This window comes from Paenibacillus dendrobii (assembly GCF_009807035.1).
In the GTDB taxonomy this organism is placed as follows: Bacteria; Bacillota; Bacilli; order Paenibacillales; family Paenibacillaceae; genus Paenibacillus_AQ; species Paenibacillus_AQ dendrobii.
On the sequence record NZ_WUBI01000001.1, the window covers coordinates 2,560,346 to 2,576,445 of the forward strand.

General features: G+C 50.7%; 11 protein-coding genes and 1 other annotated feature. Of the genes, 3 read left to right on the top strand and 8 right to left on the bottom strand.

Annotated elements, in window-relative coordinates:
• Window positions 1-5 precede the first annotated feature (5 nt).
• Both pheS and abc-f read right to left on the bottom strand, forming a co-directional pair.
• Window positions 6-1,040 carry a phenylalanine--tRNA ligase subunit alpha gene (gene pheS / locus GRF59_RS11155; RefSeq protein WP_160497627.1) on the bottom strand — a complete coding sequence of 345 codons (1,035 nt, stop codon included), beginning with the start codon at window positions 1,038-1,040 and terminating at the stop codon, window positions 6-8.
• Between the two features lie 72 nt (window positions 1,041-1,112).
• Window positions 1,113-1,381 (bottom strand) — a binding site (T-box leader).
• 112 nt (window positions 1,382-1,493) lie between these two features.
• Complete coding sequence (abc-f, locus tag GRF59_RS11160; RefSeq protein WP_237391713.1) at window positions 1,494-3,332, bottom strand: ribosomal protection-like ABC-F family protein; 1,839 nt, start codon at window positions 3,330-3,332, stop codon at window positions 1,494-1,496.
• A 641-nt stretch (window positions 3,333-3,973) separates the two neighbouring features.
• Between abc-f and GRF59_RS11165 the strand changes: the two genes are divergently transcribed.
• The 3 genes from GRF59_RS11165 to GRF59_RS11175 all read left to right on the top strand — a co-directional run bounded on the left by GRF59_RS11165 (window position 3,974) and on the right by GRF59_RS11175 (window position 6,443).
• Window positions 3,974-4,429 carry a CcdC protein domain-containing protein gene (locus tag GRF59_RS11165; protein ID WP_160497629.1) on the top strand — a complete coding sequence of 152 codons (456 nt, stop codon included), beginning with the start codon at window positions 3,974-3,976 and terminating at the stop codon, window positions 4,427-4,429.
• A gap of 117 nt (window positions 4,430-4,546) precedes the next feature.
• Window positions 4,547-5,770, top strand: a complete 1,224-nt coding sequence (locus tag GRF59_RS11170; protein ID WP_160497630.1) for a sensor histidine kinase — start codon at window positions 4,547-4,549, stop codon at window positions 5,768-5,770.
• Window position 5,771: 1 nt separating this feature from the next.
• Window positions 5,772-6,443 (top strand): response regulator, encoded by a 672-nt coding sequence (locus GRF59_RS11175; RefSeq protein ID WP_160498235.1) that lies wholly within the window; start codon window positions 5,772-5,774, stop codon window positions 6,441-6,443.
• A 132-nt stretch (window positions 6,444-6,575) separates the two neighbouring features.
• Here the strand turns inward: GRF59_RS11175 and GRF59_RS11180 are convergent, their stop codons facing one another.
• The 6 genes from GRF59_RS11180 to GRF59_RS11205 form a co-directional block, all read right to left on the bottom strand.
• Window positions 6,576-8,606, bottom strand: a complete 2,031-nt coding sequence (locus GRF59_RS11180; protein ID WP_160497631.1) for a beta-galactosidase — start codon at window positions 8,604-8,606, stop codon at window positions 6,576-6,578.
• Window positions 8,607-8,780: 174 nt separating this feature from the next.
• Window positions 8,781-10,502, bottom strand: coding sequence for an ABC transporter substrate-binding protein (locus GRF59_RS11185; RefSeq protein WP_160497632.1), 1,722 nt, complete (start codon window positions 10,500-10,502; stop codon window positions 8,781-8,783).
• A gap of 116 nt (window positions 10,503-10,618) precedes the next feature.
• Window positions 10,619-11,527 (bottom strand): carbohydrate ABC transporter permease, encoded by a 909-nt coding sequence (locus GRF59_RS11190; protein ID WP_341480044.1) that lies wholly within the window; start codon window positions 11,525-11,527, stop codon window positions 10,619-10,621.
• 68 nt (window positions 11,528-11,595) lie between these two features.
• On the bottom strand, window positions 11,596-12,561 hold the full coding sequence (locus tag GRF59_RS11195; protein ID WP_341480067.1) for an ABC transporter permease: 966 nt from the start codon (window positions 12,559-12,561) through the stop codon (window positions 11,596-11,598).
• A 163-nt stretch (window positions 12,562-12,724) separates the two neighbouring features.
• Entirely contained in the window at window positions 12,725-14,272 is a 1,548-nt protein-coding gene (locus GRF59_RS11200) for a response regulator transcription factor (protein ID WP_160497635.1), read from the bottom strand.
• Window positions 14,273-14,277: 5 nt separating this feature from the next.
• Window positions 14,278-16,056 carry a cache domain-containing sensor histidine kinase gene (locus tag GRF59_RS11205; protein WP_160497636.1) on the bottom strand — a complete coding sequence of 593 codons (1,779 nt, stop codon included), beginning with the start codon at window positions 16,054-16,056 and terminating at the stop codon, window positions 14,278-14,280.
• Window positions 16,057-16,100 lie beyond the last annotated feature (44 nt).

Below are 16,100 nucleotides of genomic sequence, written 5' to 3' on the forward strand. Positions count from 1 at the left end.
TCGCTTTACTGACGGGCAAATTGCTTCAAAAATGCCAAGTCGCTGCTATAGAAATGACGAATATCGTCAATGCCGTATTTCAAAATCGCGATCCGCTCCACGCCCATGCCGAATGCAAAACCGCTGTATTTCTCCGGATCGTAGCCGCCCATCTCGAGCACTTTCGGATGGACCATGCCGCAGCCTAAGATTTCCAGCCAGCCGGTGTGCTTGCACATCCGGCAGCCGCTGCCGCCGCATTTTACGCAGGTTACGTCGACTTCCGCACTTGGCTCCGTGAACGGGAAAAAGCTTGGACGTAGACGGATCTGGGTGTTCGGACCGAACATTTCCTGAACGAATTGAAGCAGCGTGCCTTTCAAATCGCTCATGCGGATATTTTCGCCGATGACCAGACCTTCGATCTGGTTGAACTGGAAGGAGTGCGTTGCATCATCATCATCGCGGCGGTACACCTTGCCCGGGCAGATGACTTTGACAGGCACTTCACCCTGCATTTTTTCCATGGTGCGGATTTGTACGGGAGAGGTCTGCGTACGCATCAAGAGTTCTTCCGTGATGTAGAAGGTATCCTGCATATCGCGTGCCGGGTGGTTCTTCGGCAGATTCAGGGCTTCGAAGTTGTAATAATCCGTTTCTACTTCGGGACCTTCGGCAATGTGATATCCCATTCCGATGAAAATTTCTTCAATTTCCTCAATGACCTTGTTCAGCGGATGGATGCCGCCCTGCGCCATTTTGCGGCCAGGCAGGGTAACGTCGATCTTTTCCGCCTGCAGACGCTGTTCGGTTTCTGCCTTTTGGAAAGCTTCCTGCTTGGATTCGATCACGGCTTCAATCGCCCCGCGCACATCATTGGCAACCTGGCCGATGACCGGACGCTCTTCCGCGCTCAGGGCTCCCATGCCCCGCAAAATTTCAGTAAGTGCACCCTTTTTACCCAAATACTTGACGCGCAGGTCATTCAGCTTCTGCACATCTTCTACTCCTTGCAGCTGATCCAGGGCCTCCTGCCGCAGCGCTTCGAGTTTTTCCTTCATCTCTTCCTGCCTCCTTCTCAAAATAAAACGTACCGCATATTCCATAGAAAACAAAAAAGGCCTTTTCTCCCGGAAAGGGACGAAAAGACCGTGGTACCACCCTTGTTAGAACAGCCTTCCACCCGATGCCGGGACACCGAAAAGCTTGCTCTCACTTTGATCGTTGTAACGGAACGAGACCGGTATCCCCTACTGTCATACGTCCACACATGCGGACAAAAGGTTCAGGGAACAGCTCCGGAGGGAATTTCGGCAGCCTGTTACTGTAGAAACGCTCTCAATCTGCGGCGTCTCCTCCCTGTAAAGTGGCACTGCTTACTTGTCTCCATCATGGCATTTAGAACTGTTGTTGAATTGCATCTTATGACGTTATATTCATGTTGTACACTATAGTCAACTATTATAAGTAAAAAAGGCGGCTCTGGCAAGTCTGCCAAGAATCGCCTCGAATGATTACAGACTCTCTAATTCCTTTCTCAGCACTCGGATTTGCTGTATGCGTTCCTGACTTCCTTCCGATTCCTCACTGCCCAGCAGTCTTGCAATTTCCCATTCGAGCTCGAGTCTGCGGTTCTCCCGGTCCGTTTCCTCTCTGCCCACTCCACCATGCCTTGCCAAACGTTCTTCTTCTTCCTCTACCGTTCCTTCAAACAGCTCCGGCTCCTTTTCAGGGGAAAGGTTCAATAGACGGTTGGCTAGCTTCCGGACGAGCATGCGGTCATGCGAAACCACCATCAGCGCTCCCGGATACGCACTGAGCGCTTCCTCTACGACCTCCCGGGTCGAGATGTCAAGATAGTTCGTCGGCTCATCGAGCACCAGCAGATTGGCTCCACTGAAATAGAGCTGCACGAAGGCTGCCCGGCATTTCTCGCCCATACTCAGGTCGCCGATGCGCTTAAATACATCTTCTCTGGAAAACAGGAAGCAGCCCAAGATTGTACGGGCTTGTGTCTCCGTCATATCAGGAAGCCGAAGCAAACTATCTAGCAGCGTCTCTTCCTCCCTTAAGCCCTCAAGCTCCTGCGAAAAATACCCCGTGCTTACGCCCGGATGAACCCAAACCCTGCCGCGGTCCGGCTCGAGTTCACCGAGAACAAGCTTCAGCAGCGTCGATTTGCCGCTTCCGTTAGGCCCCCTCAGCGCCAGCCGGTCTCCACGGGATAATATGAGATCAAGGCCGTTGAACAGGTCCTTCTCTCCATATCCAAAAGACAGCCGCTCGAGCCTAAGAAGGACGCGGGCAGCAAAGCCTCCGTCGCCCAGCTGCATGTTCACTTTTGAAGCATCCCTCGGCTTCTGCACGCTGTTGCTCTCCAACCGCTCCAGTTCCTTCTGCTTGGCGTGGTATCTGGAAATATTCTTTTTCGCCTTCGCTTTGTAATAAGGAGTGGCCGCTTTGGTCTCCGTATTTTTGTCGGCGGATTTTTCGGCTTGTTTGAACCATTCCTGATATCGGCGTATGGATTCCTCCAGTGCTTCCCTCGCCTGTTTTTGCTTTTTGTAGAGCGTCTCCTGCTCCCGAAGTTCCCGCTCCTTCTCCCGTTTATAATCCGTATAGCCGCCCTTGTATTTTTTGACGCCAGATGCTGATAATTCGCAAATGCCGGTCGCGACATGGTCCAGGAAGGTCCGGTCATGGGAGACGAACAAGACGGTACCGTCGTAACGGTTCAGCCATTGTTCAAGCCAGGTCATGCTATCGCTGTCCAGATGGTTGGTCGGCTCATCCAGCAGCAGAAATGCGGGGCGCTTGACGAGCAGGGCGGCTAACCTGACTCTTGTCTTCTGCCCACCGCTTAAGTCGGCAAAAGGAACCTGCCATAATTCCTCCCCGATGTTCAGCATGGTAAGTACCTTCTCCACTTCAATCTCCCATTGGAATCCATCCATCTGTTCATAACGTTCCATCGTTTGTCCATATGTCTCGAGCAGCCGACTCTCTGCGGACGATTCAGGAATCGCGAGCTCTTTTTCCAACCTCACGATTCTTTGCTTCAATTCCCATAGCTCCCCGCTGTCGAAGCCGGCAGCCGCAAGCGTAGTAAGGGCCATCAAAGAGTCCGAGCTCTGCTCCATCATTCCCCACTGCTCCAGCGGCAAACCGCGTTCGATGGTGCCATGATCCGGCGCCAGTTGCCCGGTAAGCACCTTCAACAGCGTCGTTTTGCCTGCACCATTCACACCAAACAGAGCGAGTCTTTCTCCTGCAAATATTTCAAAATCCACCTGTTCGAAGATGGTTTTCCCTTTAAATTCTTTGGTTATATTTTTCGTTTTTACGATATTCATCATATATGCATCACCCTTTGGTATGAAATTAGAAAAACATCTGTCGACGTACATTCACAGAAGACAGACCGCGTTGAGCGGAAGTTTTTCTTGCGATATAAGGATGTGTTCTCTTCGGAGTTGATACTTCCTTATATCTAAAAAACCGCAGGCAGACGGCCTACGGTAGGGTTTCGAAATGAGATGATGCCTATGCTGAATAAGCGGACATACGGAGTCTACGCCATGAACGTTAAAGCTCAAAGCAACCCACGCATTTGAACACTTGAAAACGCAGAAAAATAAGCATTTCCGCTTTCATGAATCAAGGTCCACGTGTCCCCTAAAATAGACATAGCACTCCTATTCCTCTTCCCTACGCCGGGCGCAGAGACTGCCTGTGTGCAACATTTTGATGTTGGCATGCAGATTAGAGAGAACAGTCATGTGTATCCATCGGATGTGTGGTTACCTCTTTTCATTAGAATGAGATGCTTGATGCCATTTTAACAAATTTTACTGAAGATGGAAAGCCCGGAAAACGGCAGTCGTACATCTCCAGATGTATGCGGCCGTGTGAAAATCAGTATCCGGAAGGACTCGCGTTAATACCACTACTGATATTCTGTACGTATCACATAAAAATCATGAGGTGGTAAACGATGAACAACTATACTAGTTATATTATTATAATCGTACTGGTCTTGTGGATGTCGGGTCGGGAACGAACCGTCAAGCCGGCAACCATGTGGATTATGCCGGTTCTGTGGGCCTCGATGGTATTCCCTGCCGTCCAATGGCATACAATTGATCCAGCGTCAATAGGCTTGTATGCTGTATGTGCCGTGGTGGGATTGGCGCTTGGCGTAGTAAGAGGTAAACTGGAAAAAATGCGGATTCGTCAGGATGGAAGTGTCTCCGTCCAAGGATCGATGGTTAGCATTCTTATTTTCATCGCCGTACTGGTCCTTCGGATGATTGCCGAGCATTGGGGACAGACGCATTCCCTCGTCAGCTTGGCAAACGCCCTGCTGTTCATCCCGCTAGGCTCGATCTGTGCCCGCCGCTTTATCATTTATCAGCGCTACCAAGCATTGATGACCCGTCGCAGCATGTGACGATGTACCATGGGCGGTCCCCACGGCTGCAAGCCGGATTTGCATTGAATTTTTAGCAATAAGCGAAAATATACAATAACTGATTTCCCAAACGTCAGGGTGACAAAGGAGCTCGCCATGAATGATGGTCACGACAAAAAACATATCATACGATCCGCATCCCGCGTGCGAAACTTGCTGCTGAGTCTGCTGCTGGGATACTCCATCATTCAAAGCCTGATTCACGCGCCGCTTCATGCCACTCTTCCCGGTGCGCTGTTAATCATCGTCTGCATGTGCCTGCAGTGGTGGCCCAGGGCCGTTCAAGGAATAGGAATCTCACTTACCGCTGCATTGGTTGTCGGCATCGGCGCCTTGTCGGTCCTGCTGGCCTTCGGTCTAAACGGGATGATTTATACGGTGATCATCTTCCTGACCGGATGGGCGACATATAGGCTGCCTTCCGCATATTCCGCCATATATACCGCGGCAATCGCAGTTATTGCAGCGGCGATCCTCTATTATGCCGAAGGGCTGAATCCGGAGTCGGTACTCGCGCACTGCATCGGGCTTGCGGCAATTTATCTGATGTTTTGGGGCGGAAAATCCCGAAAAGAAACGCGGCTCATGAAAGAACGGCATCTCGAGGAGCTGACGCTAGCCCATCGGCAGCTGGAGAATGCGTATGCCCAGCTTCACCAAGCGCATCAGGAACTGGAAGAAGCATCAGAACGCTCACTCCGTTATGCAGTCCTGGAAGAAAGAAGCCGGATCGCCGCGGATATCCATGACAGCATCGGGCACGGATTAACCTCTGTGATCGTGCAGCTGCAGGCGCTGCCTTATATGATTCAAACTTCACCAGAGGAGACGATGTCCACGCTCAGGAACGTAACTGACATTGCCCGAAGGTGCTTGCAGGACGTCAGATCGGTCGTTCATGAGATGGGACTTGCGCATCAAGGTATCGGCCTTCATGAACTGCGGAAGTTGACCGAAAGCTTCAGCGAACAAAACAGACTTCCGGTTTCTTTTACGGCGGAAGGCTATCAAGCAATACCCCCTGAACACGTTCATGTCCTGTACCGGGTTCTGCAGGAAGCGCTGACCAATATTTTACGTCATGCCAAAGCCACCGATGCCAGCGTCCACCTGACCGGACAAAAAGACAATGTCATCATGACCATCCGGGATGACGGCCTGGCTGGAGCCGATATGAAACCCGGCTTTGGACTTACCGCCATGAAAGGGAGATGCGAAACAGCCGGAGGTTCCCTGTCCGTTCTGCCTGCTCATCCCCATGGACTGGAGCTTACGGTACGGCTTCCAAGAAAGGCAGTCACAGTAAAAGGAGATGATTAACCTGCCATCTGAAAGGATTCGCATCATAATCGCGGACGATCAGCCCCTGATCCGGCACGGACTCGGGTTTATCATTAAGGCTCAAAAAGATATGGAATGGTGCGGAGACGCCGGCAACGGCCATGAAGCGGTTTCCCTTGCCCTCAAAGAGCACCCCCATATCGTTCTTATGGATGTACAAATGCCTGAATTCGACGGCATTGAAGCTACGCGCGAACTGAAGCAACTGCTGCCTTCCTGCAAGGTAATCATCCTGACTACCTTCGATTTGGAGGAATACGTGTACGAAGGCATCCGCGCCGGGGCCGTAGGATATCTTCTGAAGGATGCCGAGCCGGAAGAGCTGCTTAGTTCCATCCGGGCTGCCAGCCGCGGGGAAGCGATTTACCGAACTTCTGCCGCGGCCAAGATCATTTCAGAAGCCCTTCACAGATCCGTATCCCCGTCGGTTCAGCAAAACGAAGCTTCCAAGCTGCCTGACCCTCTGACCGACCGGGAACTCGAAGTACTGCAAGAAATGGCCTATGGTCTCAAAAATGAGGACATTGCCGGAAAGCTGCATATCAGCGAAAGTACCGTCAAAACCCATGTTCACCGCATTTTGCAAAAAATAGGCGCAGAAGACCGAACGCAGGCCGTAGTCCTTGCCATTCGCAGCGGCTGGGTCCAATAACACCGGAATTCCAAATGTCTTCACAGTCAGGAGAAAAGACGCTCGCTGAAAAGATATTCCCGTGAAAAGGCAAAAGACCATCCCTGATCCAACAGGAATGGTCTTTATTGGTTTGACCAACGGTCACCAGGTTCATGCCTTTTCCAGAATCATGACGCCGCGGCCCGAAAGTTCAACTGTCCCCTGAACAATGGAACCTGTTAAAAGATCCCGATGCTTGCCGTCGCCAAGGATCACGGCAGCATTCTCCGCGTTATGGTTCAGAAGGAACAAGAATGAGCGTCCTCCCTTTACCCGTTTGGTGGCTTCAATCCCCGGTGGAACCTCTTGGATCAAAGGCTCGACTCCGCGATCCTCGCATAGTTTTTTCAAGAACGGCTGCAGGAATTCAGCGGATGCGCTCGTAGCCACGTAATAGGCTTCGCCTTTGCCGAAGGCATTGACCGTCAAAACCGGCATGCCCTTGTAGAAGTCCGATCCATATTCAGCCAGCACGTCTGCGCTCTCCGCATGGATCAGATCAAAGAGAAGTTCGCAGTTGTAGGAGCCTTCCAGCTTCCCGAACGGTTTCTTCATTACGATCTGATTGTACTGGCCAGCGGGCAGCGCATCGATCTCCTCTGCCCAGATTCCCAGTAGATTGCGGAGCTCTCCCGGATAACCCCCGACGGTCACAAGATCATTCTCGTTGACGATGCCGCTGAAGAAGGTCGTAACGAAGGTTCCTCCAGCAGCCGTGAATTTCTCCGCTTTTTGGGCAACTCCGGCTTTAACCATGTACATTACCGGCGCGATTACGATGTCGTACTGGTTGTAATCGGCTTCCACGCTGACCAAGTCCGCCTGAATGCCCTGCTTGAAGAGAGCGTCGTAATATTTATGGACCTCTGACGCATACTGCAATTCGACGGTAGGACCGCTCGACAGCTCAATCGCCCAGCGATTCTCCCAATCGTATAGAATCGCGACTCTAGCATCGGAGCGCGCATCAAGCAGCATATCTCCAAGCTGCATCAGTTCTTGGCCGAGTTCGGCAACCTCGCGAAATACGCGCGTATGCTCGTGCCCCGCATGCTCGATGACCGCGCCGTGATACTTCTCACAGGCTCCGATTGAGCGGCGCATCTGGAAGAACATGACCGTATCCGCTCCGCGCGCTACCGCCTGATAGCTCCACAACCGCATGACGCCTGGACGCTTCAGGGAGTTGTAAGCCTGCCAGTTCTGCTGGCTGGGCGTCTGCTCCATCAGCATGAACGGTGCCCCATCCTTAAGTCCGCGCATGAGATCATGCACCATCGCCGTTTCGCTCACAGGCGTCGTCAGCGAAGGATAATTGTCCCACGAAATGATGTCCATTTCTTTGGCCCAGTCGAAATAGTTCAGTTGCGGGAAGGTGCCCATCAGGTTGGTCGTGATCGGGACATCCTTGCTGTGCTCGCGGATCGCATCCCGCTCGATCTTGTAGCAATCCAGCAGGCTGTCCGACATGAACCGGCGGAAGTCCAAGGAAATGCCCTGAAACGCGCTGACATTGCCTTCCCCTTCCTCGCTCATCCCGTTCGGAAGAACGATTTCGTCCCAATCGTAAAAAGTGTGTCCCCAAAAGCGTGTATTCCACGCTTTGTTGACCGCGTCCAGCGTACCGTATCGGTCCTGAAGCCAAACGCGGAATGCGGTGGCGCAGTTGTCGCAGTAGCAATATCCTCCGTATTCGTTCGATACATGCCACAGCAGCAGAGCCGGATGGTCTTGGTACCGCTCCGCCAGCTTGCCGGCGATTCGGCCGGAATATTTACGGTACGTCTTGCTGTTCGGGCAGGAATTATGACGTCCGCCAAAGGTACGTTTTCGCCCATAGAAATCAACCCTTGTTACATCCGGATGTCTTTTGGCCATCCAAGCGGGATGGGCAGCCGTACTGGTGGCAAGCACCACGCCAAGCCCCTCCGCATGCAGCCGGTCCATCGTTTCGTCCAGCCAAGCAAAATCGTACGTATTTTCCCCTGGTTGATTGAGTGCCCAGGAGAACACGTTGATGGTCACCACGTCAATCCCGGCCAGCTTGAACATGCGGTGATCCTCTTTCCAATCTTCCGGACCCCACTGCTCCGGATTATAGTCTCCCCCGTACCACATTTTCGGCAGTTTTTGATTGATCAATTCCGCACTTCCTTTCCCCTATTCCTCGGAATCTCCATCACCCAAGGATATCCGTTGATCTGTTTATGTGCTGTTTCAGGTCCCTCTAGTAATGAGCGGGAAGCCCCGGCGCCAAGCGCCAAAACTTCCCGCCACATGTCTTTTATCTCGTTCGAAATCTCAAAGTCTCAAATCTTATTCGTTCCACAGCTTCACGCGCTGCTTCACCAGCTCCTCACGCATGGTTTCCACTTTGTCTACGCCGGCTTTATCCAGCTCATTCATGTAGGAATCCCATACTTTATCGAAATCGGCAGGTTTCGCAAGAATAGCCTCAGGAATTCTCTTCCATGTGATGTCTTTCAGCTTGTTATCCAGAACGACGATTTCGCTGTCGCCAGGAATATTGATGTTCCATGCTGCGCCCCAAGGTCTGACTTTGAACTCGTCTTCTTTAGGGAACAATTCTCTCCATGTTTTTACGTTATAAGCTGCCAGCGTTTTCTTCTCGACATCGTTGAATTCTGTCACGATTTGTTCAGGGAAATTCGTGGTGTAGTAGTTTCCGGTCGAATCCTTCACGCCGTCGCCATAGTGGACACCAAGCGTTTGGTACAAGCCGATGCCCGTTTCTTTCGTGAAGTTCGTCGCATCATTCACTTTACGGTCAAGAACCTCTTGCGGAATGACGCGTTTGCCGTTTTCAACGTTGTAGTCTTTTCCTTCCACGCCCCAGTTCATCAGCACTTGAGCTTCATCGGAGGCAAGGTAATCCAGGAACTTGATCGCACGGACAGGGTCTTTGCAATCTTTACTGATGCCGATGCCGTATCCGGCCATGAAGCCCGTAGGCCAGAATGAAGTTTCTTGGTATTCTTTGGACATTGTAACCGGATAATGGCCGTAACCTTGATCGAATTTCTTCGCTGTTTTCAGTGCTTTCTCGGCGTCCCCGTATGCCCAGTCTTGGTCGATCAGACCGACGACGCGGCCGGTGGCGATTTTCGCTTTGTACTGGTCATACTTCTGCACGAAGCTTTCCGGATCAAGAAGCCCGATATCGTTCATATGGTTCAACCAGCGGAAGTATTCCTTTTCCACAGGGCGTTTAAAGTGATAAGTTACCTTTTGCGTATCCACGTCGATGGCGTATTCGCCGTCATCCGGGGATCCGGTCGTATAGAAAGCCGGATTGGTAACCGTGATGTACATATACCAGTCATCAGCGTTCAAGGTCAAACCGATGTTTTTATTGCCGTTTTCATCTGTTGGATGCTTTTCGATGTAGGATTTGATAACGTTCTCATAATCCTGCACGGTTCTGATTTCCGGATATCCCGCTTCGGCAACCGCACGATGCTGAAGCTCAAATCCACCACTGACCTTAAAGTTCTGCATATCCACGCCAGCATAAGTAGGAATGGCATAAATCGCATGGTCGTCGTCACTGTAGCGGGCACGTTTCATCGAATCGCCCAGCACTTTTTTAATATTCGGCGCATACTTGTCGATCAGGTCCGTCAGATCCAGCATGGCACCTGCGTCAACGAGCTTGTTGAGATCGTTTTTGGCGCTGATGAGATCAGGATATTGACCGCTGGAAGCAATCAGGGCAACTTTTTGCTGCGGATCGCCGACAGCGAATTCGGCATCGAGCGCAACCCCTGTTTTTTCGGTTATGATCTTGCCGATTTGATCCTTCATACCGGTCCAGTTCGGACTCGGGTCGGAACTGAAAAAGGATAATGTCATCGGTGAATTATCGTCTTTTGCCGTTTGTGCCGTGCCGGTTGTTCCGTTGCCTTTTTCCGCCGTTTCATTGCCGCTTCCCCCGCAGCCGGCAAGCATGCCGACAAACAGTGCGGAAATGAGCAGTAAAGCGGAAGCTTTCGTTTTTCTTTTTCTTGCGCTTTCCATACTTACACCCCTCCTGATGGTTTTTAGTTCTCGTTATTCCCTCGGACAACAATCTATTCGTATAACAGGGGCCTTGCGGAGCACCCCCGATGATACCGTTAGCTTCCCAGCAGCGATCAGCTTTTCACCGCACCCAGCGTCATGCCTTTGACAAAATACTTCTGGAGGAAAGGATATACCAGCAGAATCGGAACGGTCACGATAATCGTGATGGCCATCTTAATCGATTCCGGCGAGACCTGATTTACGGTTGACGTGACGAGATTGGTACGATAATCTCCGCCGCTGCCGGCCGTCGTACTCTGTAGTACTTTCATGAGTTCATACTGAAGCGTCGTAAGCGATTCGCTTGATCCATTATACAAGTACGTATCGAACCAAGCGTTCCACTGTCCTACCGCCAGAAAAAGTGATATGGTCGCCAGTGCCGGTTTGGCAAGCGGCAGAATCACTCGCCAGTAAATCGTAAAATCATTGGCCCCGTCAAGCTTGGCCGATTCCTGAAGCGCATAAGGAATGCCATCGATAAAGGAACGAATTACAAATACGTTAAATGCGCTTACGATGCCAGGCAGAATATAAACCGCAAATGTGTTCATAAGCCCTAAGTCTTTCATCAGTATATAGGTCGGGATCAATCCCCCGGAAACATACATGGTCAGGGCAAGAAAAGTGGATACAAACTTGCGTCCCTGGAAATCTTCCCGGCTGATCGTAAAAGCCAGCATGGAAGCGCTGAACAGTCCTAGCAGCGTACCCGCGATCGTGCGAAGCGCCGAAATTTTGAAGCCTGTTATCAAACCGCTGAATGTAAAAATCTTAATATAATTATCCCAGGTAAAATGCCGGGGAAATATGGTGATTCCTCCGCGCACGCTGTCTATGGAATCGTTTAACGAGATGGCGAGCACGTTCAGGAACGGATAGATAGTGATCACGACAACGAGAAGTACGATAATGAACACCAGCGCATCGAAGATCCGGTCAGACCAGGACTTGCCGTGCGCTAACGCTGTTTTGCCCACACTCACGTTCCCCCTTTCCATGGATGTTAGTTCGTAGTAGCTGCTATGTTCATGTTCGTAAAATGCTTTTACAGCAGGCTTTCCTTGGTTGTGCGCTTGAATATGCCGTTAATGGTGAACAACAGCGCGACGCTGATCACCGAGTTGAAGATGTTAATGGCCGTACCGAAGGAATACCGTGCCATGCCGAGACCGTATTTCAGAGAGTACAGATCCAGCACTTGCGAATAATCCGTGACAAGATTGTTGCCGAGCAGGAACTGCTTCTCGAAGCCGATGTTCAGCAGGTTGCCGACAGACATGATGAGCAGGACGATAATGGTCGGCCGGATTCCAGGAAGCGTGATATGCCAAATTTGGCGCAGGCGGCTTGCACCGTCCACCCGGGCTGCTTCATAGAGTTCGGGGCCAATACCTGCAATTGCCGCGAGATAAATAATGGCGTTCCAACCGGTTTCCTTCCACACATCCGACAAGGTAACGATTCCCCAGAACAGATGGCCTTGAGCCATAAATTGGATCGGTTGATGAATGAAGCCGAGTCCCATCAGCACATCATTGACCAGACCATTATCGGTCGACAGCATCTTGGTCACAATGCCTGCGGCCACAACCCATGATACAAAGTGAGGCAGATACGAAATCGTTTGTGCAAAACGTTTAAAGAAACTGAGGCGAATCTCATTCAGCAGTATGGCGAACAGAATCGGGAAAACAAATCCTGCAATCAGTCCCATGGAGCTCATCGCCAGCGTATTGCGCAGCGACAGTAAAAACTGGTCATCATGGAAGAGGGTTTTGAAATGCTCGAAACCCACCCATTCCTGCTCAAAGAAGCTGCGCGCCGGCTTATATTTTTGAAATGCCATGGTCCATCCCCACAAAGGGAGGTAACTGAACACGAACACCCAAATGACGAATGGTAGTGACATCAAATACAGATATTTCTGGTTTTTAAAAGTTCTCCAAAAACGTTTTCGTGATTGAGGTGTTTTTTGGGGCTTTTCTCTGTTGCCCGGAGTGCTGTCTGGTATGATTGTTGCCGCTTTCAATGGTAATGCCCTCCTCTCTATGCCCTTATTTTAAACCTATGTAAGCGATTGCAGTACCCTCATAATTAGATATAAAATCATATACAAATTAGACATTTTACCAAGTAAATCACACATTCCCCCAAACAAAAAAAACCTCCTACCGTCATTTTCCCTTACGGTAAGAGGTTGGAGATACTCCGACATATTTTCTGAACTTCATATTGAAATAATCCGGGTTCATGTAGCCTATTTTCTCGGCCACCTCATAGACTTTCATGCCTTGTTCCAGAAATTCCTTTGCCTTTTGCATCCGCACCTTATCCAGATAAGTGTTGAAATATTCGCCCGTCGTATTCTTGAACATTTTCCCCAGATAAGCACTATTGTAATTAAATAAATCGGAAAGGGCTTCGAGCTTCAGATTTTCCTGATAACGCCGGTGAATCAGGTCGATCATCCGCTGTATGTCGTTGCCCCGGTTTTCCCGATTGATCTGTTCGGACACATTACGAAAAAAAGAAACCGTCAACTCGATCAGATCGCTGATATGGCCGCTCTGATAGAATGCTCCTACGGGTGTCGCATGCTCTGCCAAAAAAGAACGCATGTCAGGGTGTGCGGACTCCAGCCTGGCAAGGATACTTCCCACGAGCCGGATCAGATGCTCCTTCAGTTTAAGTTCATCCATTCCCTCCGCCGACATGCTGCGGCACATCGCCGTCACAAGTTGCTCCAGTTTGTTCGTATTGCCCGTTTCAACGATCAGCAGCAGCTTGTTTTCCGCTTCGGAATGATCCATATCCGGCGATTCCCCGGCAGCTTCGCAGCTTTCGGCTCCATGATCGCGTATAAATGATTCCTTCGGACTGAAAAAACTCTGCTTCATCGCTTCGCAGGCTTTAGATAACGAGAGGTAAGCCGCCTCCGCTCCCCCAACGCTTCCGCCGGCAGCCACACTGAATTCAAGTTGCTCCTGATGGATGATATCAGCAATACGTTGGTACAATGCATGTTCATCCTCATGGCTAAGCAAAGGATGTGTGAGCAGGATACCTATATAAGGCGGGTATGGAAAGACCATACCAAGTCCATGTCTGGCAAGCATTTGCTCCAATGCCTGACGGATATCGCCCCCTAATGCATCACCCGGGGCATCCATTCGTTTCAACTTTATCAGCGCTACCTCACATGGTCCTTTAGGAATCCCCAATGCTTCAGCATGGCTTCGCAGATTATCGCCATTAATCAAAGTAAGATCCGGCTGCAGCAATTCCTTCAGAATGGCTTCTCTGTTGCGGAACGGCTCCTCTTCCTGCCATTGACTGAAACGATGCTCCTTCATAATCATGTCCCTCAGTTGATCGAGATAGGAGATCAGTTCATCCTCATCCACCGGTTTGAGCAGATATCCATCGATATGATACGTAATGGCCCGTTTCGCATACTCAAAGTCGGCATAGCCGCTTAGGATAAGCACATGGCTGTCCGCCCCCCGGCCGCGCAGCTCCCGGATAAGCTCAAGACCGTCCATCCCGGGCATTCGTATATCCGCTATGATCAGTTCCGGCTTGTACATATCATACTTTTCCAGAGCCTCGAGTCCGTTAGCGGCTGTATCCACGATCTTGTACCCCTTCTCATTCCAAGGGATCAATGTTCTTAAGCCTTCGCGAAGCTTCGGTTCATCGTCAACAATCAGCACTTTAATCATCTGCATTATCCCTCCATAGGAATGGTAAAGGAGATCTCGGTCCCTTCGCCGGGACTACTGTGAATGGATAAGCCGTACGGTTCTCCATAGGTGAGCTTTAACCTGACATGCACGTTGCGCAGTCCGATCCGTTCTCCTTCGCGTTCCTCTGAATCTTCCAGCGTACGCATGACCTTGTTTAGTCTATCCGACGTGATCCCCATGCCATTGTCCGTTATGGTAAACTTAGCTCCGTCCTCTGTCCGGACGATCTCCACCTTGACGAGGGCCCCCTCCGTGTTGTTATCCAGACCGTGAACGACCGCATTCTCCACAAGCGGCTGGATGATGAGCGGCGGAACATGCAGGGATTCCGTATCCGGATCGACATGGAATTCGTATCGTAGCCGGTCCTCGTAGCGGAACTGCTGGATCTCCAGATAACAACGCACCATCTCCAGCTCCTGCCGGAGCGGGATTTTGTTATTGCCGACCTCCAGATTATTGCGCATCATTTTCCCTAGCAGCCTGACAATCCTCGCAATCTCCGTCTGCCCTTTCATATGGGCCTCCATGCGAATCGATTCCAGCGCGTTAAACAAGAAATGCGGATTGATCTGGCTGGCCAGCATTTTAAAGCGGATCTCACTTTGCTTTTGCTCCAGCAGCCTGTTCTGTTCATTGGATTGTGTGACTTCCTCCATGAGATCATGAATGCTTCGGACCATGGAGTTAAACTGCCGCGAAAGCAGGCCGATTTCGTCCTTGCCGTCAATCTGCAGCGTTGTATCGAAGTCGCCGAGTCCTACCCGGTTGATATGCTTGCTCAGCCTTAACATCCGTCGCGAGAAAAGAGACGAGACGCCATAGATGAGCAGAAACGCCAAAATGATGCTGATCACGATCACCGTCAGTGCCAGCCCAATGATTTTGTTCGGCTCTTTGACGATGCTTCCAATCGAAAACACGGAGATGATGCGCACCCCGTTCTCACTTGAGGCGGGCTTAAGCTCATCTATCAATACCTTGGAAGGAATACCGTTGAGTGTTGCCTCGAAGGTACCGCTTCTTTGGGTCATAATATTGTTGTCCAGCGAGATATCCGTCAGCTTCTTATCGTTCCAGTCACTCCGGTTCGCCGCGATAATGTAATCCCGGTCGTCCACGATCATCGTGTCGAAGGTCTCCTGGCTCAGGATCGAATTCAGCATGTTGATATTCACGTTCAGCACCAGTACGCCGTATTTCTTCAGGCTTTCCAACTCGATGGTCCGTACCAGGCTCAAATACTTTTTGTGATCGCGTTCATCCTCGATATACCACCAGCTGACCATGCCTTCATGCTGAAGGGCATTTTGATACCAATCGCTTGCTTTGATTTCATCCGATGCATTGATCAGCTCCCAGTTATTCAGCAAGGTCGCATTATCGGTGTACAAGCGAATGTTTGAAATTTCTTTATAGAGCCGCAAATATTCCCGCATATCCGGGTAATCCCGGTAAGCCTCGACCACATCGTATACGCTTTCAAATTGCCGGTTGGCCAGCTTTTTGAGCCTGGCATCATTGGATAAACGGTACGAAATATCGAGAGAAACGCGAATGACCTCTTCCGTTCTTTTTTTAATTCGATCGACGTTCGTGGAGGCTTGCTCCATCGCATTATGAAAGGCCATCTTCTTCATTTCGATGGTGAGGTACCCTCCGACCAGCAGAACCGGCAGCAGAGCCGCCAGCAGGAAGGATAGCAGCAGCTTGTTCCGTATTTTAATATCATTCAGCAGCATGACGATCCGATGCCACATGTCTATCTTCCCCCATGGCCTGTATTCAGCCGGAAAAGCGCAAC